Source organism: Paracoccus sp. (in: a-proteobacteria) (assembly GCF_030536915.1).
Taxonomy (GTDB): Bacteria; Pseudomonadota; Alphaproteobacteria; order Rhodobacterales; family Rhodobacteraceae; genus Paracoccus.
Genome location: NZ_JAUNPC010000037.1, coordinates 1 through 24,844, shown reverse-complemented (window position 1 = coordinate 24,844; position 24,844 = coordinate 1). Strand labels below are relative to the sequence as shown.

At 68.3% G+C, this 24,844-nt stretch carries 19 protein-coding genes and 2 pseudogenes; 8 read left to right on the top strand and 13 right to left on the bottom strand.

Annotated features, from left to right (window positions below; all coding sequences use genetic code 11):
- Positions 1–442 precede the first annotated feature (442 nt).
- On the top strand, positions 443–1,726 hold the full coding sequence (locus Q4F04_RS08385) for an FAD-binding oxidoreductase (RefSeq protein WP_303369380.1): 1,284 nt from the start codon (positions 443–445) through the stop codon (positions 1,724–1,726).
- Positions 1,727–1,738: 12 nt separating this feature from the next.
- Here Q4F04_RS08385 and Q4F04_RS08380 read toward each other — a convergent pair whose 3' ends face one another.
- Positions 1,739–2,638, bottom strand: coding sequence for a LysR family transcriptional regulator (locus Q4F04_RS08380; RefSeq protein WP_303369379.1), 900 nt, complete (start codon positions 2,636–2,638; stop codon positions 1,739–1,741).
- Positions 2,639–2,743: 105 nt separating this feature from the next.
- Between Q4F04_RS08380 and Q4F04_RS08375 the strand changes: the two genes are divergently transcribed.
- The 3 genes and pseudogenes from Q4F04_RS08375 (at position 2,744) to Q4F04_RS08360 (ending at position 6,917) form a co-directional block, all read left to right on the top strand.
- Positions 2,744–4,114: a VOC family protein gene (locus Q4F04_RS08375; RefSeq protein ID WP_303369378.1), complete on the top strand. Its 1,371-nt coding sequence runs from the start codon at positions 2,744–2,746 to the stop codon at positions 4,112–4,114.
- A 56-nt stretch (positions 4,115–4,170) separates the two neighbouring features.
- Positions 4,171–5,688 carry an aldehyde dehydrogenase family protein gene (locus tag Q4F04_RS08370; protein ID WP_303369382.1) on the top strand — a complete coding sequence of 506 codons (1,518 nt, stop codon included), beginning with the start codon at positions 4,171–4,173 and terminating at the stop codon, positions 5,686–5,688.
- 9 nt (positions 5,689–5,697) lie between these two features.
- Positions 5,698–6,917, top strand: a pseudogene (locus Q4F04_RS08360) (pyridoxal phosphate-dependent aminotransferase).
- A gap of 629 nt (positions 6,918–7,546) precedes the next feature.
- Here the strand turns inward: Q4F04_RS08360 and Q4F04_RS08355 are convergent.
- Together Q4F04_RS08355 and Q4F04_RS08350 are read right to left on the bottom strand one after the other, a co-directional pair.
- Positions 7,547–7,667: pseudogene (locus tag Q4F04_RS08355) on the bottom strand (transposase); the annotation flags it as partial.
- Positions 7,668–8,138: 471 nt separating this feature from the next.
- Positions 8,139–9,110 (bottom strand): LysR family transcriptional regulator, encoded by a 972-nt coding sequence (locus Q4F04_RS08350; protein WP_303369376.1) that lies wholly within the window; start codon positions 9,108–9,110, stop codon positions 8,139–8,141.
- A 145-nt stretch (positions 9,111–9,255) separates the two neighbouring features.
- Between Q4F04_RS08350 and Q4F04_RS08345 the strand changes: the two genes are divergently transcribed.
- Entirely contained in the window at positions 9,256–10,623 is a 1,368-nt protein-coding gene (locus tag Q4F04_RS08345) for an aspartate aminotransferase family protein (protein ID WP_303369381.1), read from the top strand.
- A 31-nt stretch (positions 10,624–10,654) separates the two neighbouring features.
- Here Q4F04_RS08345 and Q4F04_RS08340 read toward each other — a convergent pair whose 3' ends face one another.
- Together Q4F04_RS08340 and Q4F04_RS08335 are read right to left on the bottom strand one after the other, a co-directional pair.
- Positions 10,655–11,395, bottom strand: coding sequence for an SDR family NAD(P)-dependent oxidoreductase (locus Q4F04_RS08340; protein ID WP_303369375.1), 741 nt, complete (start codon positions 11,393–11,395; stop codon positions 10,655–10,657).
- A gap of 56 nt (positions 11,396–11,451) precedes the next feature.
- Entirely contained in the window at positions 11,452–12,507 is a 1,056-nt protein-coding gene (locus Q4F04_RS08335) for a histone deacetylase family protein (RefSeq protein WP_303369374.1), read from the bottom strand.
- Positions 12,508–12,599: 92 nt separating this feature from the next.
- Here Q4F04_RS08335 and Q4F04_RS08330 point away from each other — a divergent pair, with 92 nt between their 5' ends.
- Positions 12,600–13,505 carry a LysR family transcriptional regulator gene (locus Q4F04_RS08330; protein ID WP_303369373.1) on the top strand — a complete coding sequence of 302 codons (906 nt, stop codon included), beginning with the start codon at positions 12,600–12,602 and terminating at the stop codon, positions 13,503–13,505.
- Between the two features lie 8 nt (positions 13,506–13,513).
- Here Q4F04_RS08330 and Q4F04_RS08325 read toward each other — a convergent pair whose 3' ends face one another.
- Genes Q4F04_RS08325 through Q4F04_RS08290 form a run of 8 tightly spaced genes read right to left on the bottom strand, consistent with a single transcriptional unit; the run spans position 13,514 to position 23,632 of the window.
- On the bottom strand, positions 13,514–15,052 hold the full coding sequence (locus tag Q4F04_RS08325; protein ID WP_303369372.1) for an acetolactate synthase large subunit: 1,539 nt from the start codon (positions 15,050–15,052) through the stop codon (positions 13,514–13,516).
- Positions 15,049–16,110, bottom strand: coding sequence for an ABC transporter ATP-binding protein (locus tag Q4F04_RS08320; protein ID WP_303369371.1), 1,062 nt, complete (start codon positions 16,108–16,110; stop codon positions 15,049–15,051). The genes Q4F04_RS08325 and Q4F04_RS08320 overlap by 4 nt, the downstream gene beginning before the upstream one ends.
- Positions 16,107–17,093, bottom strand: coding sequence for an ABC transporter ATP-binding protein (locus tag Q4F04_RS08315; protein ID WP_303369370.1), 987 nt, complete (start codon positions 17,091–17,093; stop codon positions 16,107–16,109). Before Q4F04_RS08315 ends, Q4F04_RS08320 begins: the two co-directional genes overlap by 4 nt.
- Positions 17,090–18,529, bottom strand: a complete 1,440-nt coding sequence (locus Q4F04_RS08310; protein ID WP_303369369.1) for an amidohydrolase family protein — start codon at positions 18,527–18,529, stop codon at positions 17,090–17,092. The genes Q4F04_RS08315 and Q4F04_RS08310 overlap by 4 nt, the downstream gene beginning before the upstream one ends.
- 52 nt (positions 18,530–18,581) lie before the next feature.
- Positions 18,582–20,162, bottom strand: coding sequence for an ABC transporter substrate-binding protein (locus Q4F04_RS08305; protein ID WP_303369368.1), 1,581 nt, complete (start codon positions 20,160–20,162; stop codon positions 18,582–18,584).
- Between the two features lie 22 nt (positions 20,163–20,184).
- A complete protein-coding gene (locus tag Q4F04_RS08300; RefSeq protein WP_303369367.1) occupies positions 20,185–21,072 on the bottom strand; it encodes an ABC transporter permease in 888 nt (295 codons plus the stop codon).
- Positions 21,069–22,010: an ABC transporter permease gene (locus Q4F04_RS08295; protein ID WP_303369366.1), complete on the bottom strand. Its 942-nt coding sequence runs from the start codon at positions 22,008–22,010 to the stop codon at positions 21,069–21,071. Before Q4F04_RS08295 ends, Q4F04_RS08300 begins: the two co-directional genes overlap by 4 nt.
- Positions 22,007–23,632, bottom strand: a complete 1,626-nt coding sequence (locus Q4F04_RS08290; protein ID WP_303369365.1) for an amidohydrolase — start codon at positions 23,630–23,632, stop codon at positions 22,007–22,009. Before Q4F04_RS08290 ends, Q4F04_RS08295 begins: the two co-directional genes overlap by 4 nt.
- Positions 23,633–23,794: 162 nt before the next feature.
- Between Q4F04_RS08290 and Q4F04_RS08285 the strand changes: the two genes are divergently transcribed.
- Complete coding sequence (locus Q4F04_RS08285) at positions 23,795–24,253, top strand: M20/M25/M40 family metallo-hydrolase (protein WP_303369364.1); 459 nt, start codon at positions 23,795–23,797, stop codon at positions 24,251–24,253.
- Positions 24,254–24,328: 75 nt separating this feature from the next.
- Positions 24,329–24,616: a hypothetical protein gene (locus tag Q4F04_RS08280; protein WP_303369363.1), complete on the top strand. Its 288-nt coding sequence runs from the start codon at positions 24,329–24,331 to the stop codon at positions 24,614–24,616.
- Positions 24,617–24,844 lie beyond the last annotated feature (228 nt).

Sequence of the window (24,844 nt, the reverse complement as noted above, 5' to 3'; positions counted from 1 at the left end):
GAGGCCCGTGCTATGCAAACTTAACCTGACGTCCACGAAACCGGCAGCAGGCCACCCCCCATGAAAGTCAGCAGAAGCCGCGACCGGCGGCAGTCCTGATCCGCGACGCGGCCTCTACCTGCGTGCCCGGAAACCTCGGCATCGCTACCAGTCTTCCCTTTCCCGTCCGCTACCAGAAGGTTCGCGGAGCGTTGATCGAGCGCCTGCTGAACCAGCGGAACCCGGCTCTGGCCGGGGTCTTCATCAAGGTTGTGCAGGAGCTTGAGGCACCGGAGGGTGCGGGCCGTCCTGTCTGCGCCCGGGCGAGGATGCCCCGGGCGCGACTTCATTCCGAATGCGAACCAGGTCGTGAGAAACGCTCGCTGGTGTTGGAATGCGCGGTGATCGAAGACGATCCCCGACTGCCCAGAAACCACCTGATCATCTGTTGCCGAGGCACGACATGCTCAACGATCCCCGCTCTCACGGCCTCTGGGAAAGAACCGCTCCCCTCGCGCCTGCGACCTGCATCCTTGACCACGACCTGTCCGCCGATGTGGTCATCGTCGGGGCGGGCTACACCGGCCTTTCCACGGCGCTGCACCTGGCCGAGAGGGGCGTGGACGCCGTGGTGCTGGAAGCCGTCGAGATCGGCTTCGGCGGCGCCGGGCGCAACGTGGGGCTGGTCAACGCGGGCATGTGGGTGATGCCCGAGGAACTGGTCCGCACGCTCGGGCCGGATCACGGCAACCGGCTGATCGACTTTCTGGGCGAGGGGCCGTCCCATGTCTGGGATATTGTCAGTCGCCATGGCATCGACTGCGAGGCAAACCACGTCGGCACCCTTCACGCGGGCGTCGGCAAGGCGGGCCTTGCGGAACTGGCCGAGCGCGAGCGCCAGTGGCAGAGCCGCGGCGCGCCGGTCGAACTGCTGGACCGCGAGGCGACTGCGGCGATGATGGGCACCACGGCCTATGCGGGGGCGCTGCTGGACCGGCGGGCGGGCACCATCCAGCCGCTCGCCTATGCGCGGGGTCTCGCGCGGGCGGCCATCGGCAATGGCGCGCGCATCTTCACCTCCTCGCCCGTGACCGGGCTTCAGCGCGATGGCGCGGGCTGGCGGCTGGTGACACCCAGGGGCAGCGTACGGGCGCCGCGCGTGGTCTTTGCCACCGATGCCTATACCCGCCACCTGATGCAGGACATCCGCCGGCAGCAGGTCTTCCTGCCCTATTTCAACTTCGCCACCCGCCCGCTGCCCGACGAGGTCGCCCGCAGCATCCTCCCCGGTCGGCAGGGCGTCTGGGACACCAGGGAGGTCCTGTCCTCGTTCCGTTTCGACCGGCAGAACCGGCTTGTCTTCGGCTCGGTCGGGGCGTTGCGGAATACCGGAACGGCCGTCCACCGGGCCTGGGCGCGGCGCGCGCTGCGGCGGATCTATCCGCAGATCGCCTCGGTCGAGTTCGAGGCGGAATGGTACGGCACGATCGGCATGACCCGCGACAACCTTCCGCGCTTTCACAGGCTGGACGAGGGCGTCTTCAGCTTCTGCGGCTACAACGGACGCGGCATCGCGCCGGGCACGGCCTTCGGCCGCTTCATGGCTGCCTGGCTTCGGGGCGAGCGGACCGATGCCGAGTTGCCGCTGCAACCGACCGCGCCCCGGGCGGTCAGTTTCGCGGGGATGCGCTCGGCGTGGTACGAGGCCGGGGCGCAGGTGGTCCACCTGGCCGACGCACGGATCTGAAGCACCGTCGGGTCAGCCACTCGCGGTCGGTGCGCCCTGTCCGACCTGCCGGGTGATCCAGGCGGTGAAGCCCTGAAGCAAGGGGTCGGAACTGCGTTCCTCGGCCACGACGATCCAGTAGCCCTGGTCGGTGTCCAGCGGCTCGCCCGCGATGACCTTCAGGTCGCCCTGGGCGATCTCGCGCTCGATCAGGTAGCTGGGCAGCAGGGCCGCCCCCATGCCTGCGGTCGCCGCCTCGATCAGCAGCGAGAACTGGTCGAAGCGGTGCCCCCGGAAACCGTCCGCCATGTCGCCCCCGTTTGCGGCAAGCCACTGCGGCCACAGCATGGGCCGCGAGTCGAGATGCAGCAGCGGGATCGTCCCCGGCAGGGTCGCGCCGTTCTCAAGCAGCCCGGGCGCGACGACGGCCAACACCGTTTCCGTGCACAGGAAGCTGCATGTCGCACCCGGCCAGACCGGCTTTCCGTAATGGATCGCGACATCCACCCCCGCCTCGGCCAGATCGAAGCTGCCCGAGCGCGAGATGATCGTCGCCTGCATCCCCGGATGGGCGGAAAGGAAATCCGGCAGGCGCGGCATCAGCCAGCGGCTGCCAAAGGTGGGCAGCGTCGCAATGGTCAGGTGCCCGCTCACGTCGCGGGCGCTGGCCGCGCGCAGGGTCAGGCGCTCGACATCCGACAGCAGGCGCTCGATCTCGGGGCGCAGGCGCTCGCCCAGGCTGGACAGCACGACGCGCTGGCGCACGCGCTGGAACAGCGCCACGCCAAGCTGGGCTTCAAGGTCCTTGATCTGCCGGCTGACCGCGCTTTGCGTCAGGTTCAGTTCGATGGCTGCGCGGGTGAAGCTGCCATGCCGTGCCGCGGCCTCGAAGGCCTGCAGGGCGGTCAGGTCGGGCATCATGCTGCGGCTCAACTTCATTCCGGGCTCGCATCAACCAAGTATCAAACAGCGCGTTTCAGACCCTGCTTTCCGCGCTATGCAGATGAAACAACCTTCTGACAAGAACAGGGGCCTGCCGTGACCCGCAGCAGCAAAGTTTCCCCCGACCATATCCGTGCCCGCTTCTCGGCCGCCATGTCGGCCATGTACCGCGAAGAAGTGCCCGCCTATGGCACGCTCATGGCGCTGGTGGCGCAGGTCAATGCCGAGGTGCTGAAGCGCGACCCGCAATTCGCCGCCGATCTGGAAGAGACGGACCAGTTGGGCCGCATCTCGGAAGAACGGCACGGCGCGATCCGCGTCGGCACCGCGCAGGAACTGGCGACAATCCGGCGCCTTTTCGCGGTCATGGGCATGTTCCCGGTCGGCTATTACGATCTCAGCGAGGCGGGCGTTCCGGTTCATTCTACCGCCTTCCGCCCTGTGGGCGAGGCTGCGTTGCGGGCCAATCCCTTCCGCGTCTTCACCTCGCTGCTGCGGCTGGACCTGATCGCGGACGCGGGCCTGCGGGCCGAGGCCGAGGAGATCCTGTCCCGCCGTGCCATCTTCACCCCCGGCTGCCTTGACCTCATCGCCAAGGCCGAAACCGAGGGCGGGCTGGTTGAGGCCGACGCGGCCCGCTTCGTGGCCGAGGCGCTGGAAACCTTCCGCTGGCACTCCGCCGCGCTGGTTTCGGCGGAGCTTTACAAGCAGCTGCACGACGCCCACCGGCTGATCGCGGACGTGGTGTCCTTCCGCGGGCCGCATATCAACCACCTGACGCCGCGCACGCTGGACATCGACGCCGTGCAGGACCGGATGCCCGCGCATGGCATCATCCCCAAGGCCGTCATCGAGGGGCCGCCCCCGCGCCGCTGCCCGATCCTGCTGCGGCAGACCTCGTTCAAGGCGCTGCAGGAAAACGTCGCCTTTCCCGGCGAGACCGTCGTGGCCGGGTCGCACACCGCCCGCTTCGGCGAGATCGAGGCCCGTGGCATCGCGCTGACGCCCAAGGGCCGCACCCTTTACGACCGGCTGCTGGATCAGGCCCGTGCCCGGATCGTGCCGGCCGCCGACGGATCGAACGCGGGCGAATACATGCGGGTGCTGGCCGAGGTCTTCACTGCCTTCCCCGACGACTGGTCCGAGATCCGCCGGCAAGGCCTGGGTTATTTCGAATGGTCCCTGACCGGTCGGGGCGAGGTGGCGGGCAACGACCCCGAGGCGCTGCTGGCCGCGGGCGTGCTGCGCTGCGATCCCATCGTCTACGAGGATTTCCTGCCCGTGTCCGCCGCCGGCATTTTCCAGTCGAACCTCGGCGACAGCGCCGTGCAGGAATTCCGGGCCAGCCCCAACCAGCGCCGGTTCGAATCCGACCTTGGCGCCGCGGTGCTTGACGAATTCGCCCATTATGCAGCCATCCAGCAGGCGTCCCTTGATGCCTGCCTCAAGGCGCGCCGCGCCGCCTGAACGCGGCCGCGCCACCAGATCGACGAGGACCGAAGATGAAAGACGAAATCCACGACATGACCTACAGCATCGCCAAGGACACGCAGGAGGTTCTGGACCGGCTGGGCGTCGATCCGGCGCTTTACACCGGCGGCACGCTGAAGAGCTTTTCGCCCGTCACCGGCGAGCAGACCGCCGCGCTGCCCGAGCATGACGCCGCGGGTGTTGCCGCCGCCATTGGCCGCGCCACCCAAGCCTTCCGCGCCTGGCGCGAGGTGCCTGCGCCGCGCCGGGGCGAGCTGGTCCGTCTGCTGGGCGAGGAACTGCGCGCCGCCAAGGCCGACCTCGGCCGGCTCGTCTCGATCGAGGCGGGCAAGAGCCCGTCCGAGGGACTGGGCGAAGTGCAGGAGATGATCGACATCTGCGACTTCGCCGTCGGCCTGTCGCGGCAGCTTTACGGCCTGACCATCGCGACCGAGCGCCCCGGCCACCGGATGATGGAAACCTGGCATCCGCTGGGGGTGGTGGGCGTCATCTCGGCCTTCAACTTCCCCGTCGCCGTCTGGTCCTGGAATACGGCGCTGGCGCTTGTCTGCGGCGATCCCGTGGTCTGGAAGCCCTCGGAGAAGACCCCGCTCACCGCCCTTGCCTCGCAGGCGATCCTGGACCGCGCACTTGCCCGCTTCGGCGATGCGCCCGAGGGGCTGTCGCAGGTCGTCATCGGCGGCCGCGAGGTGGGCGAGGCGCTGGTGGACGATCCGCGTGTGGCGCTGGTCTCGGCCACCGGTTCGACCCGGATGGGCCGGCAGGTCGGGCCGAAGGTCGCGGCGCGCTTCGGGCGCTCGATCCTCGAACTCGGCGGCAACAACGCGGGGATCGTGACGCCCTCGGCCGATCTCGACATGGCCCTGCGCGCCATCGCCTTCGGCGCCATGGGGACGGCCGGCCAGCGCTGCACCACCATGCGCCGCCTGTTCGTCCATGACAGCGTCTATGACCAACTCGTGCCCCGCCTCATCAAGGCCTATGCGTCCGTTTCGGTCGGCAACCCGCTGACCACACAGGCGCTGGTCGGACCCTTGGTGGACCGCGCCGCCCTTGACGCGATGCAGGCGGCGCTTGAGGCCGCGAAGGCGGCGGGCGGCACCGTTCATGGCGGCGAGCGGGTGGCCGACGTGGCCCCCGAGGCCGCATTTTATGTCCGCCCCGCGCTGGTCGAGATGCCCGCGCAGACCGGCCCGGTACTGGAGGAAACCTTTGCCCCGATCCTCTACGTCATGCGCTACAGCGATCTGGGCGAGGTGATCGAGCGGCACAATGCCGTCGGCGCGGGGCTGTCGTCCTCGATCTTCACGACCGACCTGCGGGAAAGCGAGTGGTTCCTGTCGGCCTCCGGTTCCGACTGCGGCATCGCCAACGTCAACATCGGCACCTCCGGCGCCGAGATCGGCGGCGCCTTCGGCGGCGAGAAGGAGACTGGCGGCGGCCGCGAAAGCGGTTCGGACGCCTGGAAGGGCTACATGCGCCGCGCCACGAACACGGTGAACTATTCCCGCGAACTGCCGCTGGCGCAGGGCGTCGTGTTCGACATCTGAGGCCGGGCGATGGATGTCAGCACCACCGCATTCCGCCCGGCGCGGCGGATCGAGGATCTCGGCGTGTCCGAGATCCTTCAGATCATGGTCCGGGCCTCGGCGCTGAAACGGGTCGGGCGCCCCTTCATCATCCTGGGCGCGGGCGAGTCGGATTTCGACACGCCCGAGCACATCAAGGAGGCCGCGATCGCGGCCATTCGCCGGGGCGAGACGAAATACACCGCGCCCGACGGCTCGCCCGAATTGAAGCGGCCGATCCGCGGCAAGTTCCGGCGCGAGAACGGGCTGGACTTCGCCCCGGACGAGGTCACGGCCGCGGCCGGGCCAAGCAGGTTCTCTACAATGCGATGATGGCCAGTCTGAACGAAGGCGACGAGGTCATCATCCCGACGCCTTGCTGGATCAGCTGCTTCGACATCGTCCGCATCTCGGGCGGCACGCCGGTCGCCATCCGCTGCGGGGCTGACAGCGGCTTCCGGCTGACCGCCGCGGCGCTGGAAGCGGCGATCACCCCGCAGACCCGCTGGCTGCTGCTCAACTCGCCCTCGAACCCCACCGGCAGCGCCTATGGCGAAGCGGACTATTGCCCGTTGATCGAGGTTCTGGAACGCCATCCGCATGTCTGGCTGATGGTCGACGACATGTACGAGCATATCGTCTGCGATGATTTCCGCTTCGTCACGCCTTTGGCGCTGGCCCCCTAGCTGAAGGCGCGCTGCCTGACCGTGAACGGCGTCAGCAAGGCCTATGCGATGGCCGGCTGGAGGCTTGGTCATGCAGGGGGTCCCGCCCCTCTGATCGCCGGCATGGCGGTGGTGCAGAGACAGTCCACCTCCTGCCCGTCCTCGGTCACGCAGGCGGCGGCGGTTGCCGCGCTGGATGGTCCGCAGGACTTCCTTTCCGCGCGGCGGGACAGCTTCGCGGCGCGCCGCGACCTCGTGGTGGATGCCCTGAACGCCATCACCGGCATCACCTGCCGCCGCCCTGAAGGTGCCTTCCACAGCTTCGCAAGCTGCGAGGGCCTGCGCGGCCGAACCGCGCCCGAGGGCCGGCGCATCGACAGCGACCGCGACTTCTGCGCTTGGCTGCTGGAGACCGGGGATGTCGCGATGGTTCCGGGCACGGCCTTCGGGCTGCCGGGGCATTTCCGCATCTCCTGCGCGACCTCGAAGGCCGAGCCGGAGGAAGCGCTTGCCCGGATCAAAATCGCCTGTGCGACCTTGGTCTGATGACGGACCCAGGCGCAGACCGGCACCCGAACAGCCGATCGCATGAGCCATGCAGCGTCTTCATTCGATATCCTGACGCTTCGGGTTCCTTCCGGGTCATCCGCCGGAGCAGTGAAGTTGCGCCGCGTCTTCCGCTGAGAGCGGCCACTGGACAAGGGGGCGTGCCTCACCATCGCCGAGGCGGTCCCTGGCAGCAAGTAGGGAGCGGAGGTGACACTGCCCCGGCTGCTGTAGCCGCCTCCGGTCCGGGGGAGCGCCGCGACCTGCTGGCGCCATGGACGTGATCGGCCTCGGGCGCCCTGAAGGTCTTCGCTGTTGATCGTAGCGCTTCCGGGATGCAAGCGTCACAACTTGCCCTGCATTGGAAGGGCCAAGGGACTGATGGAGTGGAACGCTCCCGCTTTGTCACGCTCTGGCAGGCCAAAGCCTGTTCTTTCCATTCCGGCGCAAGAACAGGCCAGTAATTCAATCGCTTGCCTTTGACCATTGCGCGCAGGTCCATCACAGGTTTGCTCATCGGGGGCATCCGTCGGTTCAGGTTGGCTCAGCAACCCGACCCTGCCGAGAAACCCGATGGCCGTCGAAAGCTACTCCGCGACCTGGGACGTCACCTCACGGGTGCGCGGATGTCGCGGCACCAGTCCGAGCCAAGCGGCGAAATCCCGGCCACGTTGGAACTGATCCTTCGGGGGGCGCCGATGTCTCGATGGCGAGCGCCCTGATCGGTCTGGTGCCCGGCGTGGTCTGCAGAGACTCGTGCAACTTGAATGCGTTCTTTGCCAGATACACGGCGATGCTGGTAACCTCGGCCATGGCGGCCCTCTCCTTCAGCTTGGGCTTCGACACCAAAAGCTGGACGTATCGCAAAGCCGTCAGGGGAGAGCGGCATCCATGCCATCTCTGGGAAGATCAAGGCGCCTGTGGTTGCCTGAGGAGGAATCCGGGCGCTCCGTATCATGGTGGTGGCGCCATGCCTCAGGAGCGGTCCTTGCCTTGGCGAGGTTGTGGAAGACCTCGCCATCGGACAGTTTGTCGTGGAGGCTGAAAACGAGACGGAGCCCTGACTAACACAATTTTCTGCCATGCAAGGGCAGCGTCGGCCCGTCGTCGTGTGTCAGAATGCAGGCGTTCGCCGTTCGCCACTCTTGCCGCATCTCGTGAAATCCTTAGCGCTTGCTCAGCAAAGCTTGTCGAACTGTAATGAAATCCGCAATGCGGCCCTTATCTGCTGGAGGTTGCGGCAGCATCGCCGTCCTTGGGCGTCTGCCATTGCTGGAACTCGTCAAGGATCATGCGCCGAAAGATCGATCCGCCCAGTCCCAGGGGGCGGGCGCGGCGGTGGATCAGGTAGCAGGTGTTGGCACCGCGGCTGCCCGGGATGGCGAGCTCGCGGATGTCCCCTCTGTCCGTCCATGGGGTGGCGAAGGCTAGGGGCATGAAGCCGAGATATCGGGATGACAGGATCAGCAGCATCCGCGAGAGGATGGTGGGCGCCGCGGCGGAAGGGACGAAGGCGCCGACGAAGTTGGAATAGTCGGCCTCCTGCGCGACCTCGGCCGCGACGAAGTCGTGGCTGTGCAGGTCCTCCATCGTCAGGTCGGCGTCGTCGCGGGCAAAGAGCGGGTGGTCCCGGCCGCAGAAGATGCCCATCCGCTCCTTGCAGACGGGCGTGGCGACCAGCGCATCGCTGCGGCGGATCAGGGCGGTGAAGCCAAGGTCGGCAGAGCCTTCGAGAACCGAGGCCAGCACATGGTCGGGCGAGGTCATCCGCAGGTTCAGTTTGAGGCCGGGATAACGGTCCTTGATGCGGGCGATGGCGCGCGACAGCGGGTCCGCGAACTCGAAGAGGAAGCTGTCGTCGGCCAGCATCGAGACCTCGCCTTCCAGCTTGCGGGTGGCGGCCCCGACGAAATCGGTGAAGCGGCCGATCTCGTTCATCAGCTGGATGGCCGCGGAATGGACCATCTGCCCCTGCTCTGTCAGGCGGAAGCCGGAACGGCCTCGCTCGCAAAGCCGCATGGACAGGCGCGATTCCAGCCGCGACAGCGTCAGGCTGATCGCCGACTTGCCCTTGCCCAGCCGTCCCTGGGCGGCGGTGATGCCGCCTGCCTCGACGATCTCGATGAACTCGCGCAGGGCGGCGATGTCGGTATCCGACAGGTTGCCGCGGAAGGGCTTTCCCGAATGCGACACTGACCTTCTCCCACTGCCAGATCGGCGAAAGGTTTTCAGTTTGCCAAACCTCGGTCAAGCACTCCGGGCTCGACAGCCTCGGGCGGGCAGGGCAGGCTTGCTGCGCCCCGCTTTCACATTCCGCAGGACACCCGACATGGACGACATGACCAACTTCGGCAACACGGCCGAGGCGCGCGACATCCGCTACCACTTCCACGGCTATACCAACGCCCGCCGGCACATGGACGTGGGTCCGCTGATCATCGAGGACGGCGAGGGCATCCATGTCACCGACAACAACGGCAACCGCTATATCGAGGGGCTGGCCGGATTGTGGAGCGTGGGCGTTGGCTTCAAGGACCGGCGGCTGATCGAGGCCGCGACGCGCCAGCTTGAGAAGCTGCCCTTCTATCACAACTTCGGCCACAAGAGCCACGGCCCCGCCATCGAACTGGCCGAGAAGCTGGTCGGGATCGCGCCCGTCCCCATGAGCAAGGTGTTCTACACGAACTCGGGGTCCGAGGCGAATGACACCGTGCTGAAGATGGTGTGGTATCGCTCGAACGCGCTGGGAAAGCCTGAGAAGAAGAAGGTCATCTCGCGCATCCGCGGCTACCACGGCGTCACCATCGCGGCGGCCAGCCTGACGGGGCTGCCCTACAACCACCGATCCTTCGATCTACCGCTGGACCGCGTGCTGCACACCACCTGCCCGCATTACTGGCGCGAGGGCCGGGACGGCGAGACCGAGGAGCAGTTCGCCACCCGCTGCGCCGAGGATCTGGAGGCGCTGATCCAAGCCGAGGGACCCGACACCATCGCCGCCTTCTGGGCCGAGCCGGTGATGGGCGCGGGCGGCGTGATCGTGCCGCCCAAGGGGTATTTCGACAAGATCCAAGCGGTGCTGGCGAAATACGACATCCTGTTTGTCGCCGACGAGGTCATCTGCGGCTTCGGCCGGACGGGCGAGATGTTCGGCTCGACCACCTATGGCATCCGGCCTGACGTGATGGTGCTGTCCAAGCAGATCACCTCAAGCTATGTGCCCTTCTCGGCCATCGTGATGAACGACCGCTTCTTCGACCCGATCGCGGATGAAAGCGACCGCATCAGCACCTTCGGCCATGGCTATACCGCGGGCGGCCACCCCCTTGGCGCGGCGGTCGCGCTGGAAAACCTCGCGATCATCCAGGACAACGACCTGGTCGGGAACGCCCGCGAGGTGGGCGCGCATTTCCGCGCCCGGCTGGAAACGCTGAAGTCCAGCCCGCTGGTGGGCGAGGTCCGGGGCGTGGGCCTGATCGCGGCGGTCGAGCTGGTCGAGGACAAGCAGGCGAAATCGGTCGCCACACCCGGCCGGCTGGGCGGGCTGATGAATGCGGCCATGCAGCGCAACGGGCTGATCTCGCGCAACATGACCGATGCGGTGGCCTTCTGCCCGCCGATGATCATCACCCGCGCGCAGGCCGACGAGATGTTCGAGATCGTGGCGAAATCGCTCAACGAGGTCGAGGCCGAGGTCGCCGCCTGAGAAGGGGGCGACCTGCGGGCCGCCCGATCCGTCAGACGTGCTGGCCGCCGTTGATGTGGATCTCGGCGCCGTTGATATAGGACGAGGCGTCCGAGCAGAGGAAATGGATGGTGTCTGCGACCTCGCGCGGGTCGCCCACCCGTCCCATCGGCACCTCGTCCGCGACCAGCTCATCCGTTCCGGGCGACAGGATCGAGGTCCTGATCTCGCCCGGCGCGATGGCATTGGCGCGCACCCCGAGGCGGCCGAACTCATGCGCCATCTCGCGCGTCAGCGCCGCCAGCGCCGCCTTTGAGGCCGCATAGGCCACGCCCGCGAAGGGATGGACCCGCGACCCGGCGATCGAGGTCACGTTGACGATCGAGCCCTGTCCGCGTTCAAGTTCCGGCATCAGCGCCCGGGCCAGCAGGGCGGTCGAGACGAGGTTCACGTTCAGGACCTGCATCCAGGTTTCCGCATCCGTGTCCAGCACCCCCAGCCGGCCCCTGTCCGGCCCCTTGGGCGAGATGCCCGCATTGTTGACCAGCGCGTGCAGGCGCCCCTCGGGCAGCCGGTCGCGCACCTGGCGGGCAAGGGCGTCGATGCCGCCCGGGTCCCCAAGGTCGGCCTGGATGTGGTTGTCCGGCCCGGAAAGCCAGGGGCACTGCGCCGAGAAGGCCTGCCGCGAGACGGTGAGGATGCGCCAGCCCTGTTCCTCGAAGGTCTTGACGGTCGCATGCCCGATCCCCCGGCTCGCGCCGGTCAGCAGCATGATGCGCTGGTCCCCTGCCATTTCCCTGCTCCTCTCTTGGCGCCCGCGCAGGCATTCAAGCCCGGACGCACGGGCTGTCACAGCCCCGACTGCAACCCTTGCAGGAACTCTTCAAGGCAGTTGCCGATGACAGAGACCTGATAGCCGCCTTCCTGCGCGATGGCGACAGGGATGCCCGCCGCGGCCACCGCCGCCCCCGCCGACCGAAAGGCCCCGGTCGTAACGTGGACGAGACTCAGCGGGTCCTCGGCATGGGTGTCGAAGCCCAAGGCCAGCACCAGCGCCTCTGCCCCATGGGCGGCGACCTCGTCCAGACCCTTGCGGACGGCGGACAGGAAGGCCTCGTCGCCCGAACCCGGCTGCAGCGGGATGTTGAGGTTGAAGCCCTCGCCTTCACCCCGGCCGCGTTCATGGATGCGGCCGGTGAAGAAAGGGTAATAGGCGTCGGGGTCCACATGGACCGAGACAGTCAGCACATCCGCGCGGTCGTAGAAGATCGACTGCGTGCCGTCCCCGTGATGCGCGTCGATGTCCAGCACCGCGACCCTGCCGAAACGGTCCCGCAGCCGCTCGGCCGCGATGGCCGAGTTGTTCATGTAGCAGAAGCCGCTCGCCCGGTCGGTCCGGCAGTGGTGCCCGGACGGACGGCAGAGCGCATAGGCCGCGCGGTCGCCGGCGATCAGCGCATCCGCCGCCGCCGCCGCGCTATGGGTCGAGCGAAGCACCGAGATCCAGGTGAACTCGCCCACCGGAACGGCGAGGTCGCCCAGGTAATAGCCCGTCTGCGCCATCAGGTGATCCGTGGGGCAGGGCGGGCGGGGGCCGGTTCCGATCGGGTCGGGGAAGGTGTTGGGCAGCACCTCGGGGCCATGCACCGGCATTTCCTGCCAGCGCCGGAAGGCGGATTCGAGGTAGTCCATGTAATGGGCAGGGTGAATCTTGCCGGCGGGCTCGCGGCCATGGTCGGGCGGAATTTCGGGCGAGATGTCCAGCCGCGCGAGCGCCGCCAGCAGCGCGTCGGTTCGTGCCGGGACGTCCGTGGGGGCGGCCAGTTCTCCGAAGCGCATGAACTGCTTGGGGGAGTGAAGGGACTGGTCCGGGTGGTAGAAGGCGCGCATCGGGGGACTGCTCACGATTGGCTCAGGTGCCGGGAAAGCGTTTGCATGGCGGGCAGGATGCGGGAAGGATTGACAGTCCTTTCGACGAGATCCCGGCCGAGACACGCATGACGACTCTGAACTGGAACCATCTCCGAATCTTCGCCGCCATCGTCGAGAACGGCGGCCTCACCCGCGCCGCGCAGGTTCTGGGAATGAGCCAGTCGGCCGTCAGCCAGACCCTGCAGAGGCTGGAAACGGCCATGGACCGCACGCTGGTCCGGCGCGAGGGGCGCAGCTTCAGCCTGACGCCGGTAGGCGAGGCGGTTCTTGCGGACGTGCAGGCGATGCAGGTGGCGGCCGAGCGCATCGGTTTGCGCGTCGGACAGCACCGACCCGAGCTGCGGGTGATGATCGTCTCGAACCTGATCTCTCCGCTGCTGGACGAGGCCATCCGCCTGTTCCACCAGCGCCACCCCGAGGTGCTGCTGCGGGTCGATGTCCGCAACAGCCATGACATCGTGGCGAACTTGCGCGAGCAGGCGCAGGGCCTGGGCATCTGCCTGCTGACCGAGCCGGTGCCCAAACTGGACTGCCGCTTCCTGTTCCGGGACGAATGGTCCGTCTTTTGCGGGGTCGAGCATCCCTTCTTCGGCCGCGAGGAGGTCACGCTGGACGAGTTGCGGCAAGAGCCCTTCGTGGCATTTGCCTGTGCCCGGGATGGCGCCGGGCTGGAACCAATGGGTCCTCTGAGCATCCGCCTCGGCCTTGGCCGCAGCACCAGCGGCACCAGTTCGCATGTCGAGGAGGTACGGCGGATGATCGTCTCGGGCGTGGGTCTTGGTCTCTTGCCCTGGACCTCGGCCCGCGACGAGGTCAAGGCCGGGCTGCTCTGGCCCGTCCGCACGACGGGCGAGTGGCTGGGGACGCATATCTACCTGGTCCGCCACCCCCGCGCCTGCGCCCTTGCTGAAACGCAGTTCGCCGAAGTGATCGAGGAACTGCTGCCGCTTTTCCCCTCCTCGACCGCCTGAGTGCAGGGTCAGCACAGTATTGCCTCGATCAGCATCGGTCCCGGCTCGCAGACCGAGGCCGCGATGGCGCGTTGCAGGTCCGCGGCGTCCTCGACCCGCTGCGCGGGGACGCCCATCCCGCGGGCCAGCGCGCAGAAATCTAGGTCGGGCCGGCGCAGGTCCAGCATGTCCAGCGCGGTCGGGCCGGGATTGGCGCCCACGCGCAAAAGCTCGCCCTTCAGGATCTCGTAGCTGCGGTTGGCGAAGATGACGGTGGTGACGTTCAGCCCCTCGCGCGCCTGCGTCCACAGCCCCTGCAGCGTATACATGGCCGAGCCGTCCGCCTGCAGCGCCACGACCGGCCGGTCCGGGCAGGCAACCGCGGCCCCCGTGGCCAAGGGCACGCCGATCCCGATCGAGCCGCCGGTGATCGCGAGCCATGACAGCGGCGGCGCCCCCGCGGCAAGCTTGCCCACGTCGCGGCCGCGCGTGATGCCCTCGTCGATGATGATGGCGCCTTCCGGCAGGGCCGAGGTGATGGCCTGCGACAGCGCGAGGTCGTTCAGCGGCCCCGCCTGCGGGGGCAGGGGACGTGGCGCATCGCTGCCCTGCCACGGCCTTGCGCCCGCCAGTTCGGCCAGCGCCGCCAGCGCGGCGCGTCCGTCCTGCTTGCGCTCGGCCAGCGTCAGCACGCGGCATTCGGGCGGCAGCAGCAGGCTCGGGCGGTCGGGGTAGGCGAAGAAGGCGACGGGTTCGACCGCCTCGACCAGCACGGCGCGGTCAAAGCCGGACAGCGCCTCAAGCGCCATGTCGATCGGATAGGGGATGCGTGGGATGACGGGCAGGCCTGCCCCCATCTCGACCCGCCGGTTCGCGCCGGGGGCCATCACGGCCGCGCCGGTGGCCTGCGCGATCCCGGCCGCCAGCATCATCGCGGCGGCATCCTCCAGCACCGTGCCGCCGACCAGCAGCACTGCGCCGGGGCCGAGCGCCTCTGCCGCGCGGCTGACGGCCTCGTCGGCGACCGGGGCAGGCGGGGCGGCGGGCAGGGGCGGGGCGATCACGCCGCCCTCGTCCCAGCCAAGGTCTGCCGGCAGGATCAGGGTCGCGACCCCGCCGGGATGAGAGGAGGCAGCCGCCAACCCCTCCATCGCGTCGCGCGCCAGCGTCGCGGCCGATGTGCCGGTCTTGACCCAATCCGAGAAGGGCGCGACTGCCGCCGCCAGATCGGCCGACAGCGGCGCGTCATGGCCGAGGTGCCGGACGGCGTGCTCGCCCACGAGGTTCAGCACCGGCACCCGCCCCTTGCGGGCGTTGTGCAGGTTCGCCGCGCCATTGGCGAAGCCCGGCGCAAGATGCAGCAGCGTGGCAGCAGGTTTCCCCGCCATGCGGGCGTAACCGTCGGCGGCGCCGGTCACGACGCCCTCGAACAGCCCCAGCACGCAGCGCATCAGCCGCGTGCGGTCCAGCGCATCCACGAACTGCATTTCCGAGGTGCCGGGATTGGCGAAGCACACCTCTGTTCCCGCAGCGTGCAGGCTGCGAACGACACTTTCCGCCCCGTTCATGCGGCGTCCTTTCGGGCATTGGCAAGCACCTCAAGGCGCCTTGCGAGCGCCGGGCTTTCGGCCGCGGCAGTTTCCCTGGGCATGGCAGGCAGGCTTTCGGCGAAATGGCAGGCGACGAGGTCGCTGCCGACCGAGCGCAGTTCGGGCCGTTCCGTCCGGCAGCGGTCCTGCGCGAAGGGGCAGCGCGGGTGAAAGGCGCAGCCGGGCGGCGGCGCCATGGCGCTGGCCGTTTCCCCCTTCAGCGGCACATGCGGCACGCGGCCCGACGGCACCGGCCGGGGCGCCGCCGCGATCAGCGAGCGGGTATAGGGATGGCGCGGGTCGGCAAACAGCCGCGCGGCATCGGCCTTTTCGACGATGCGGCCCAGATACATGACCGCCACGCGGGTGGCGATGTGGCGCACCACGGCAAGGTCGTGGCTGATGAAGACATAGGCCACCCCCGTCTCGGCTTGCAGGTCCTGCAGCAGGTTGACGATCTGCGCCTGAACCGAGACGTCCAGCGCGCTGACCGGCTCGTCGCAGACGATCAGGCGCGGGTTCGTCGCGAGCGCGCGGGCAATACCGACGCGCTGGCGCTGGCCACCGGAAAACTCGTGCGGATAGCGGCCCGCGTGCCACGAGGACAGCCCGGCCATAGCCAGCACCTCGTCGATCCGGCGATCCAGCGCGGCGCCGCTGGCAAGGCCATGCAGGCGCAGCGGCTCGGCGATGACCTCGCGCACGGTCATGCGCGGATTGAGCGAGCCGAAGGGGTCCTGGAAGATCATCTGCATCTCGCGCCGGGCGGCTCGCAGTTCAGCAGGCGACAGTGAGAAGATGTCGCGTCCGTTCAGCAGCACCTTGCCACCAGTCGGTTCCTGCAGGCGCAGGATGGTGCGCCCGGCGGTGGACTTGCCGCAGCCGGACTCGCCCACGACCGCAAGCGTCTCGCTCGCCTCAAGCGTGAAGCTGATGTCGGTGACGGCCTGCACGGCGCCGGTGACGCGGCGCAGGATGCCGCGGCGGACGGGAAAATGCTTGGTGACGTTCTCGACCGACAGAAGGGGCGCGCTCATGCCGCGGCCTCCTCGATGGGCGCGCGCCAGCAGGCGACGCTGTGATCCGCGCCGATCGGCGCCAGCGGCGGCTGCTCGGCGCGGCAGATGTCGATGGCCAGCGGACAACGCGAGGCAAAGCGGCAGCCCCTGCGGTTCGCCCAGGGGGGCGGCACCGAGCCGGGGATGGTGGCCAGCCGGTCGGCGGGCGCGTCCAGCCGCGGCACGGCGGCCATCAGCCCGATCGTGTAGGGATGCTGCGGATCGGCGAACAGCGCCGTGGTCGGCGCGCGTTCGACGACAAGGCCGCCATACATCACGGCCACCTCGTCGCAGGTCTCGGCCACGACGCCCAGATCATGGGTGATCAGCAGGATGGCGGTGCCGGTCCGCTCCTGAAGCTTCTGCAGCAGTTCCAGGATCTGCGCCTGGATCGTCACGTCCAGCGCCGTCGTCGGTTCGTCCGCGATCAGCAGCACGGGGTCGTTCGCCAGCGCCATCGCGATCATCACCCGCTGGCGCTGGCCGCCCGAAAGCTGGTGCGGATAGTCGTCGATCCGCTTGGCGGGCGAGGGCAGGCCGACCATGTCCAGAAGCTCGATGGCCCGGTCGCGGGCGGCGCGGTCGGACAGGTCGGAATGGGCCTGCAGCATCTCGCGCAGTTGCACCCCCAGCGTATAGACGGGGTTCAGCGAGGTCATGGGTTCCTGGAACACCATGCCGATGCGGCCGCCGCGCAGCTTGCGCATCTCGGACTCCGGCAGGGACAACAGGTCGCGCCCTTCGAACATGATCCGCCCGCCGGCGTAATGGCCGGGCGGCTGCGGGACCAGCCGCATTACGGCCAGCGAGGTCACCGACTTGCCGCAGCCGGATTCCCCCACAAGCCCCAGCGTCCGGCCCCGGTCCAGCGTCAGGTCAATGCCGTTGACGGCGGGGAAGCGGTGCCGAGGCGGGCCGAACTCGACGACCAGATTCTCGATCGAGAGAAGCGGTCCCGTCATGGCGTCCGTCCATAGACGAAGGGCGATGCCTCGTCGTGGCTGCGCCCGGCATGGTCGCGGGTGGCGAAGTCGACCTCGGCCTGGCGCTGGGCGGCCTCAAGCCGGTCGAGCGCGGCGGGAAGGTCGAAGGCCAGCGCGCGCCCGTCCTCGACCACCTGCCGGCCATCGACGAAGACCTGCCGGACGGGACGCTCGCCCGCCACGTAGATCAGCGAGCGCAGCGGATCGCGCACGGGGCGCATCGCCGGATGATTGAGGTCGGCCATGAACAGGTCGGCCTTGGCCCCCGGCGCCAGCCGGCCGATGTCGTCGCGCCCGAGGATCGCGGCCCCGCCCACGGTCGCCGCGTCGAAGACGTCCGAGGTCCGCAGGTCGAACACGTCCCCCGACATGAGGCGCGAGTTGATCAGGACGTGCCGCATTTCCTCGATCATGTTGTGGGGATAGGTGTCGGTGCCGATCCCAAGGGGCACGCCCGCGCGATGGTAGCGGCCGAAGCTGCGCAGCGCGATCCCGCGGCGCTGGAACACTGTGGGGCAATGCGCCACCGCCGTGCCGCTGGCGGACAGGCGTTCCAGGTCGCGGCCATGCGGCCAGTGGACCCAGGGGTGGTCGTTCAGGAAGATGCCATGGCCGATGATCGTGCCCGCGCCCAGCACGCCCAGGTCATCCAGCCATTCGACGGGGGTGCGGCCGTGGCGGCGGGTGATCTCGTGGAACTCGACCACCGACTGCGCTGCGTGGATCTGCATGGGGACGCCGCGCCGCCGCGCCTCGGCATGGCTGTCGCGGATCAGTTCGGGTGTGCAGGTGTCGATCTGCGAGGGCGCCACCATCCCGGTGATGCGCCCGCACTCATGCGCCGTGGCGCGGTCGATGAAATCCATGGCCTCGGCCATGGCGCGCTCGCCCCCGTCCGCGCCCCAGTCGTAATGGACGACATGGCCGTCGGCGGTTCCCCAACTGGCCGAGCGATACATCGGCGCGACCACGCCGCGCAGCCCGGACTGGACCAGCAGGTCCAGCCAGCCGTCGTAATGGACCGACAGGTCCACCAGCGTCGTCACCCCGGATTGCAGCAGTTCCGAATAGGCGACCTGGGTGCAGGCGCGGGTGCCCTCGCCGCTGGTGCCGAACAGCGGCATGTATTCGTAAAGCGAGCTCATATACAGCGCGGGGCTGCCGAGTTCGTCCAGGAAGCCCTTGTTCAGCGGCTCGGACAGGGGATGCGCGTGGATGTTTACCAGCCCCGGCGACACGAGGCTGCGGCTGCCGTCGATCTGGCGCGCGGCCGGGCCGTCATAGCGTCCGCCCACATGCACCAGCCGGTCGCCCGCGAAGGCGACGTCCCCCGAGGCGAAGCGGTGGCTTCCGGCGACCTCGTCCCAGGCGATGATCCACGGGCAGTCGCGGATGACGGTGACGTTCTGTTCCATGCTTGTCCCTTGTCCGAAAGGGGCGGGACCGTTTCCGGTCCCGCCCGGAAGATCACTCGACCAGCTTCAGGTCGAGGCCCTTGTAAAGCGCCGCGCCATAGTTGCTGTGCGGCACGATGGGCGCGAGCCGGGTCGAGGAGACGATGGTCCGCGGCTCGTGGATCAGGGGCAGCCAGACGGCGGCGTCATGCACCTTGGCCAGAACCTTGCCGTAGGCCTCGGCCCGCGCGGCGTCTTCCAGCGCCGCCTTGCCTTCGTCCAGCCACTGGTCCGTCTCGGCGTCATCCCAGTTCATCCGGTTCGGCGTGGGGATGTTGGTTGAAGGGAAGTACAGGTTCAGCGCGTCGCCTGCCGAAACATAGGGATAGCTCATCCCGAAGGCGTCGAACTCCTGCGTGGCCATCTTGCCCCAGGCGACAGTGGCGTCGAAGATTTCGACCTGCAGATCGACGCCGATCTTGCGCAATTCCGCCTGGGTGTATTCCGACAGCTTCTGCCAGGTCGAGCCGGTGAAGAAATACCCCACAGGCGCAAGCCTGACGCCGTCCTTGACGCGGATGCCGTCAGGACCAGGCACCCAACCCGCTTCGTCCAGCAGCGCATTGGCCGCATCCGGATCATAGGGCGGCAGCGAGGCTTCCAGCGCCGGGTCCCAGTCCTTTGTCTCGAAACTGATATAGCTCTGCGCGCCCTGCACGCCGCCGAAGAACTGGTCGCGGGCCAGTGCGTCCTGGTCGATGGCCATGTTGATCGCCCGCCGCACCGCCGGGTCCGCCACCGTGGCCTTGTCGATCTTGAAGCCGATGAAATAGGTCCAGAAAGCGCTGTCGGACTGCACCACATTCAGGTTCGGCGCGACCTTCAGCTGCTCCAGCGCGATATAGGGCACATACTGGGTAAGCTGCGTCTGGTCGGTCATCAGCGCGATGGTGCGGGTGTTTTCCTCAGGCACCACCTGCCAGACCAGCCGGTCGATCTGCGCCTCGCCCTTGTTCTCGTAGAAGTCCGGCCCCCAGGCGTAGCCCGCGTGCTTTGTCATGGTCAGACGGTCGCGCGGGTTCCAGCTTTCCCAGCAATAAGGGCCGGTCCCGTTCATGCCTTGGATGCCGAAGTCGGCCCCCAGCGCCTCGACCTGGTTGCGGTCGATGACCGTCGCGAAGCTTTGCGTCAGCTGATACAGCAGCTCCGAGAAGGGCGCCTTCAGCTTGTAGACGATGGTGGTCGCGTCCGGCGCGGTGATCGATTCCACCTCGCCCGCGCGCCATTTCACCGGCGAGGCCGTGGCCGGGTCCAGCCAGCGGTTGAAGCTGTAGACCACGTCCTCGGCGGTCATGGCGCGCCCGTCGCAGAACTTCACGTCGTCGCGCAGCTTGAAGGTATAGGTCAGGCCGTCCTCGGACATCTCCCAGCTTGTCGCTAGGCCGGGCGTCAGGGTCTGCATATCGGGCTCGATCGACACCAGCGTGTCGCCCAGCATGAACAGGATCTCGGCCGCCGCCAGCGCGGTGGTCTTGTGCGGGTCGTAGTTGTTGGCGTCCAGTTCGCGGGCGATGTTGATCTCGCTCGCCCAGGCGCCTGTAAGCGCGAGGATGCTGGCTGCCGTCGCAAGTCCAAGCGTCTTCCGGGTCGTCATGGTCTTCCTCCCTGCTTGTTGTTCAGCTTCTCATTCTCGGGTCGAGCATGTCGCGCAGCGCGTCCCCGGCCACGTTGGCCGTCAGCACGATCACGAAGATCGCCAGCGACGGGATGATCGCGATATGCGGCGCGAACAGCATGAAGTCGCGTCCCTGCGAGGCCATCATCCCCAGTTCGGACGCGGGCGGCCGCGCGCCCAGTCCCAGGAAGCTCAGCGCGGAACCCAGCAGGATCACCTGCCCGAAGCGCAGCGACATGAAGATCATGATCGACGAGATGCAGTTGCGCAGCAGATAGCGGGTGAAGAGTGTCCGGTCCGGCAGGCCCAGCGCGCGCCCGGCCTCGACGAACTCCTGCTTCATCACCCCGACCGCGACCGACCGCGCGATGCGGGCGCTGTCGGGGATGGTCGCGATGGCGAGCGCGAGGATCACCGGCGTGATGCCAGCCCCCATCACGGCAACCAGGGCCAAGCCCAGCAGGATCGCGGGGAAGGACAGCATCACGTCCGCCGTCCGCATGATCCAGGGGTCGAGCCTGCCGTAGAAGGCCGCGAGCAGCCCCAGCAGCGACCCGATGCCGCCGCCCACCACGACCGCGACCAGTCCGATCAGCAGCGTCAGCCGCGTCCCGTGCAGCAGGCGGGACAGGATGTCGCGCCCCTGTCCGTCGGTGCCCAGCAGGAACTCGGCGCTGCCCCGTTCCGACCACACGGGCGGCAGCATGATGTTGCGGGTGCTTTCGGCCGGATCATGCGGGGCAAGCCAGGGGGCAAGGGCCGCCGCCAGCGCGATCAGCAGGAAGACCGTGATCGCCAGCGCCGCAGCGGGGTCGCGCATCAGGGCGGCGAACCAGTGGCGGCGGGCAGGGGCCTCGTCGGCGACAGGGGCGATGTCGGTCACGCTCATGATTTCTGCGCCCTCGGGTCAAGGATGGCGTAAAGCATGTCCACGATCATGTTGATGAGGATGAAGCCCAGCGCGAGGACGAGAATTGTGCCCTGTGCCAGCGGGAAGTCCGAGGACAGGATCGCGCCCACCGCCAGCCGGCCGATGCCGGGATAGGAGAAGATCGTCTCGGTCACGACCGCGCCGCCCAGCAGATAGCCCGCCTGCAGGCCGATCAGCGTGACGACCGGGATCAGGGCGTTCCTCAGCGCGTGGCGCAGGATCACCCGCCGTTCCGTCAGCCCCTTAGCGCGGGCGGTGCGGACATGGTCCAGCCGCAGCACCTCAAGGACGCTCGACCGGGTCATCCGGGCGACAGGGCCGACGAAGATCAGCCCCAGCGACAGCGCGGGAATGGCAATGTGGCGCAGCCCGTCGATGGTCCACAAGGGGCCGCCGCGGCCCATGAAAGGCAGGATCTGCAGGGTCACGCCCAAGAATTGCATCAGCACCAGCGCGATGAAAAAGATCGGCAGCGACACGCCCGCGACCGAGATCGCCATGATCGTGCGGTCCACCCAGCTTCCTCGCCGCACGGCCGCGATGGTGCCCATGGCGATCCCCAGCGGCACGGCCCAGATCAGCGATGCAATCATCAGCTCGACCGTGGGCCCGACGGCGGCGGCAAGCTCGCTGGCGACGGGGCGGTTCGAGATCAGCGAGCGGCCCAGGTCGCCCTGCACCAGCCGCTCGGTATAGCGGCCGAGCTGCACGATCAGCGGCTGGTCCAGCCCCATCTGCTGGCGGATCTGGGCGACGACCTCGGGCGTGGCGGTGGGACCGGCCATGATCTGCGCGGGATCGCCCGGCGCCATCTTGATCAGCAGGAAGCCGAAGATCACGACACCGATCAGCACCGGGATCGACAGCAGCAGGCGGTTGACCAGCGCGTGGATCATGCCGGGGCCTCCCGCTCGTGCACGACCTCGCCGCCGCGCAGGGTCAGTTCGCAGACCGCGTCCAGCAGGGCCTCGGGCGCGACCGCGGTCAGGTCGCGGTCGAAGATGGCGATGTCGGCAAGCTGACCCGGCTCAAGCCGCCCCTTCAGCCTTTCCTCGTGCGAGGCATAGGCCGAAGCCGACGTATAGGCGTGCAGCGCCTCCTCGATGCTCAGGCACTGGTCCGGCCCGAAGACCTTGCCGGTGCGGGTCTTGCGGGTGACCATGTTGTAGATCACCGCCCGCGGGTCGATGTCCGTCACCGGGCAGTCGGTCGAGGCCGAGGGGTTCAGCCCGCGCTCGATCCAGGTTCGGAACGGGTGAGATGCGGCGATGCGCTCGGCTTCCAGCACCGTCTCGTAGTTGTCGCCGAACCAGTAAAGGAACGAAGCCTGCGCCACGGGCAGGACGTGCAGGCGTTCCAGCCGGTCCATCTGGTCGGGGCGCAGCCAGCCGCAATGCTCGATCCGGTGGCGGCGGTCGGGTGCGGGGTTGGCGGCCTGCGCGGCCTCGATGGCGTTCAGCACCTGCTCGATGGCGGCGTCGCCGATGGCGTGGATGCCCATCTGCCAGCCCGCGTCATGGGCCTCGCGCACCATCGCGTCCAGTTCCGACTGGTCGGGGATGCAGAGCAGCCCCTTGTTGCCGGGATCGCCCATGTAGTCCTGCGTCATGGCGGCGGTCTTGGATCCCGCGCTGCCGTCGGTGAACATCTTGACCGGGCCGATGCGGAACATCTCGCAGCCCTTGCCGGTGGACAGCCCCTCGGCCATCGCCTGCGGCAGGATGGAACGCGTCTTGTCCGCCATCACGCAGCCATAGACCCGCACCGGCAGCCGGCCCTCGTCCCGCGCGCGGCGATAGGCAGTCATCTCGTCCCAACCGTCATGCAGGCCGATCGCGGCCTCCATGACCGAGGTGATGCCGTAGCTCAGCATCAGCTTCCCGGCGCGCTCGATCGCCTCGACCATCTCGTCGACCGAGGAATGGGGCATGACCGCCTCGAAGGGCTCGCGCCCCGTTTCGGCCACCATGCCGGTCAGGCGGCCGTCGCGGATCTCGATCAGCCCGCCTTCCGGCTGGGGGGTGTTCTCGTCGATCCCCGCCAAGGCAAGCGCCCGGCTGTTGGCCACCGCGGAATGCCCGTCCGTGCGGACGATGTAGCAGGGATGATCGGGGCAGGCCCGGTCAAGCTCGTCCCGGTGCGGGAAGCGGTCCACGTCCAGCAGGAAATGGTTGAAGCCGCGGCCCAGCACCCATTCGCCCTTGGGCGTGACGGCGGCACGGGCACGCAGCGCCTCCAGCAGCGCATCCAAGGTGGGCGCGGCTTCGGGGCGCAGATCGACCCGGCTCATGTCGATGCCGACCGGCAGCAGATGCATGTGCGCGTCGTTGATCCCGGGCATGGCGAAGCGGCCCCCAAGGTCGATGCGCCGGGTCTGCGGCCCGACCATGGCCTCGATCTCGGCCGCCGTGCCGACCGCCGTGACACGGCCGTCCCTGACCGCCACCGCCTCGGCCCTGGGCAGGCCCAGCCCACACCAGACCACGCCCCCGGTCAGCACCACATCCGCTGTTTCCACCTGCCGCTCCCGTTCGTGTTCTTGTTCGAGTCAGTGGACGTTCCCGGTTCCCGACCTGTCAACACGCATGAGGGGAAGCCGTCATCGCCTGAGCTTATGCGGTGATAAGTCGTGGTGTCGTCGCCGGTTGACAGAAGCCGGGCTGCAAGGATCGCACGGGGCATGAGCCTGAACCCCGACACCCAGGCCGACCTTTGCCGCTTCTGGTCCACGCTTGAGCGGTCCGCCGGGATCGGGCTGGGCCGGCCGGGCGGGCTGTCGCGGCTGACCCTGACAGACGCCGACCGCGAGATGCGCGACCAGTTCGTGACCTGGTGCCGCGAGGCCGGCCTGAAGGTCTCGGTCGACGAGATGAGCAACATCTTCGGCCGGCGCATGGCACGGGATGAGGACCTGCCGCCGGTGATGATCGGCAGCCACCTGGACACGCAGGTGAACGGCGGCCGCTTCGACGGCATCGCGGGCGTCCTTGCGGGGCTGGAGGTCGTCCGCTGCCTGGACGACGCCGGCCATGTCACGCGCCGCCCCATCGTGATCGTGAACTGGACCAACGAGAAGGGCGCCCGCTTCAGCCCGCCCATGATCGGCTCGGGTGTCTTCGCCGGATGCTACGGCCTTTAATGGGCGCATGATCTTGTCGATGACGACGGGGCGCGGCTGGGTGACGAACTCGCCCGCATCGGATACAAGGGTCCCGTGCCCTGCAGGACTTCCAGGATCGACAGCTACTTCGAGCTGCATATCGAGCAGGGACCCATCCTCGATGCCGAGGGACGCGAAATCGGCATCGTCACCGGCGGCTATCCCAGCCACGGGATGCGCGTGACGTTCCGGGGGGAGACGGCACATACCGGCCCGACGCCCATGGACATGCGACACAACGCCCTGATCGCGGGCGCACGCTGGCTGACGGCGGTGGACGACCTCGGCTGGGCCTTCAGCGCCCAGGACGGCAAGGCCTCCGGCTCGCGCCTCGCCGCCTGACCGAACAAGGCCGGGATCCTGTCGGAAAGCGCCGAATGCGTCGCGGACCTGCGCCACCCGGACCCGGCGGCGGTGCGCGTCATGGCCGAACGGATGCGCCGCGAGGCACAGGCGGCCGCGGCCATCGCCGGCTGCTCGGCCCGGGTCGAGGACGAATGGTCCTGAGGCGCCGACAGAGCTGGTTTGCTTCATCTGAACAACGTCGGGGCTTGTGCCAAGTGGATCTCC

Coding starts and splice junctions, on each gene's coding strand:
- Q4F04_RS08370 (WP_303369382.1), top strand. CDS start 4,171: ATGACCTACAGCATCGCCAAGGACACGCAGGAGGTTCTGGACCGGCTG.
- Q4F04_RS08345 (WP_303369381.1), top strand. CDS start 9,256: ATGACCAACTTCGGCAACACGGCCGAGGCGCGCGACATCCGCTACCAC.
- Q4F04_RS08300 (WP_303369367.1), bottom strand. CDS start 21,072: ATGAGCGTGACCGACATCGCCCCTGTCGCCGACGAGGCCCCTGCCCGC.
- Q4F04_RS08285 (WP_303369364.1), top strand. CDS start 23,795: ATGAGCCTGAACCCCGACACCCAGGCCGACCTTTGCCGCTTCTGGTCC.
- Q4F04_RS08310 (WP_303369369.1), bottom strand. CDS start 18,529: ATGGAACAGAACGTCACCGTCATCCGCGACTGCCCGTGGATCATCGCC.
- Q4F04_RS08330 (WP_303369373.1), top strand. CDS start 12,600: ATGACGACTCTGAACTGGAACCATCTCCGAATCTTCGCCGCCATCGTC.
- Q4F04_RS08320 (WP_303369371.1), bottom strand. CDS start 16,110: ATGAGCGCGCCCCTTCTGTCGGTCGAGAACGTCACCAAGCATTTTCCC.
- Q4F04_RS08305 (WP_303369368.1), bottom strand. CDS start 20,162: ATGACGACCCGGAAGACGCTTGGACTTGCGACGGCAGCCAGCATCCTC.
- Q4F04_RS08325 (WP_303369372.1), bottom strand. CDS start 15,052: ATGAACGGGGCGGAAAGTGTCGTTCGCAGCCTGCACGCTGCGGGAACA.
- Q4F04_RS08315 (WP_303369370.1), bottom strand. CDS start 17,093: ATGACGGGACCGCTTCTCTCGATCGAGAATCTGGTCGTCGAGTTCGGC.
- Q4F04_RS08385 (WP_303369380.1), top strand. CDS start 443: ATGCTCAACGATCCCCGCTCTCACGGCCTCTGGGAAAGAACCGCTCCC.
- Q4F04_RS08340 (WP_303369375.1), bottom strand. CDS start 11,395: ATGGCAGGGGACCAGCGCATCATGCTGCTGACCGGCGCGAGCCGGGGG.
- Q4F04_RS08295 (WP_303369366.1), bottom strand. CDS start 22,010: ATGATCCACGCGCTGGTCAACCGCCTGCTGCTGTCGATCCCGGTGCTG.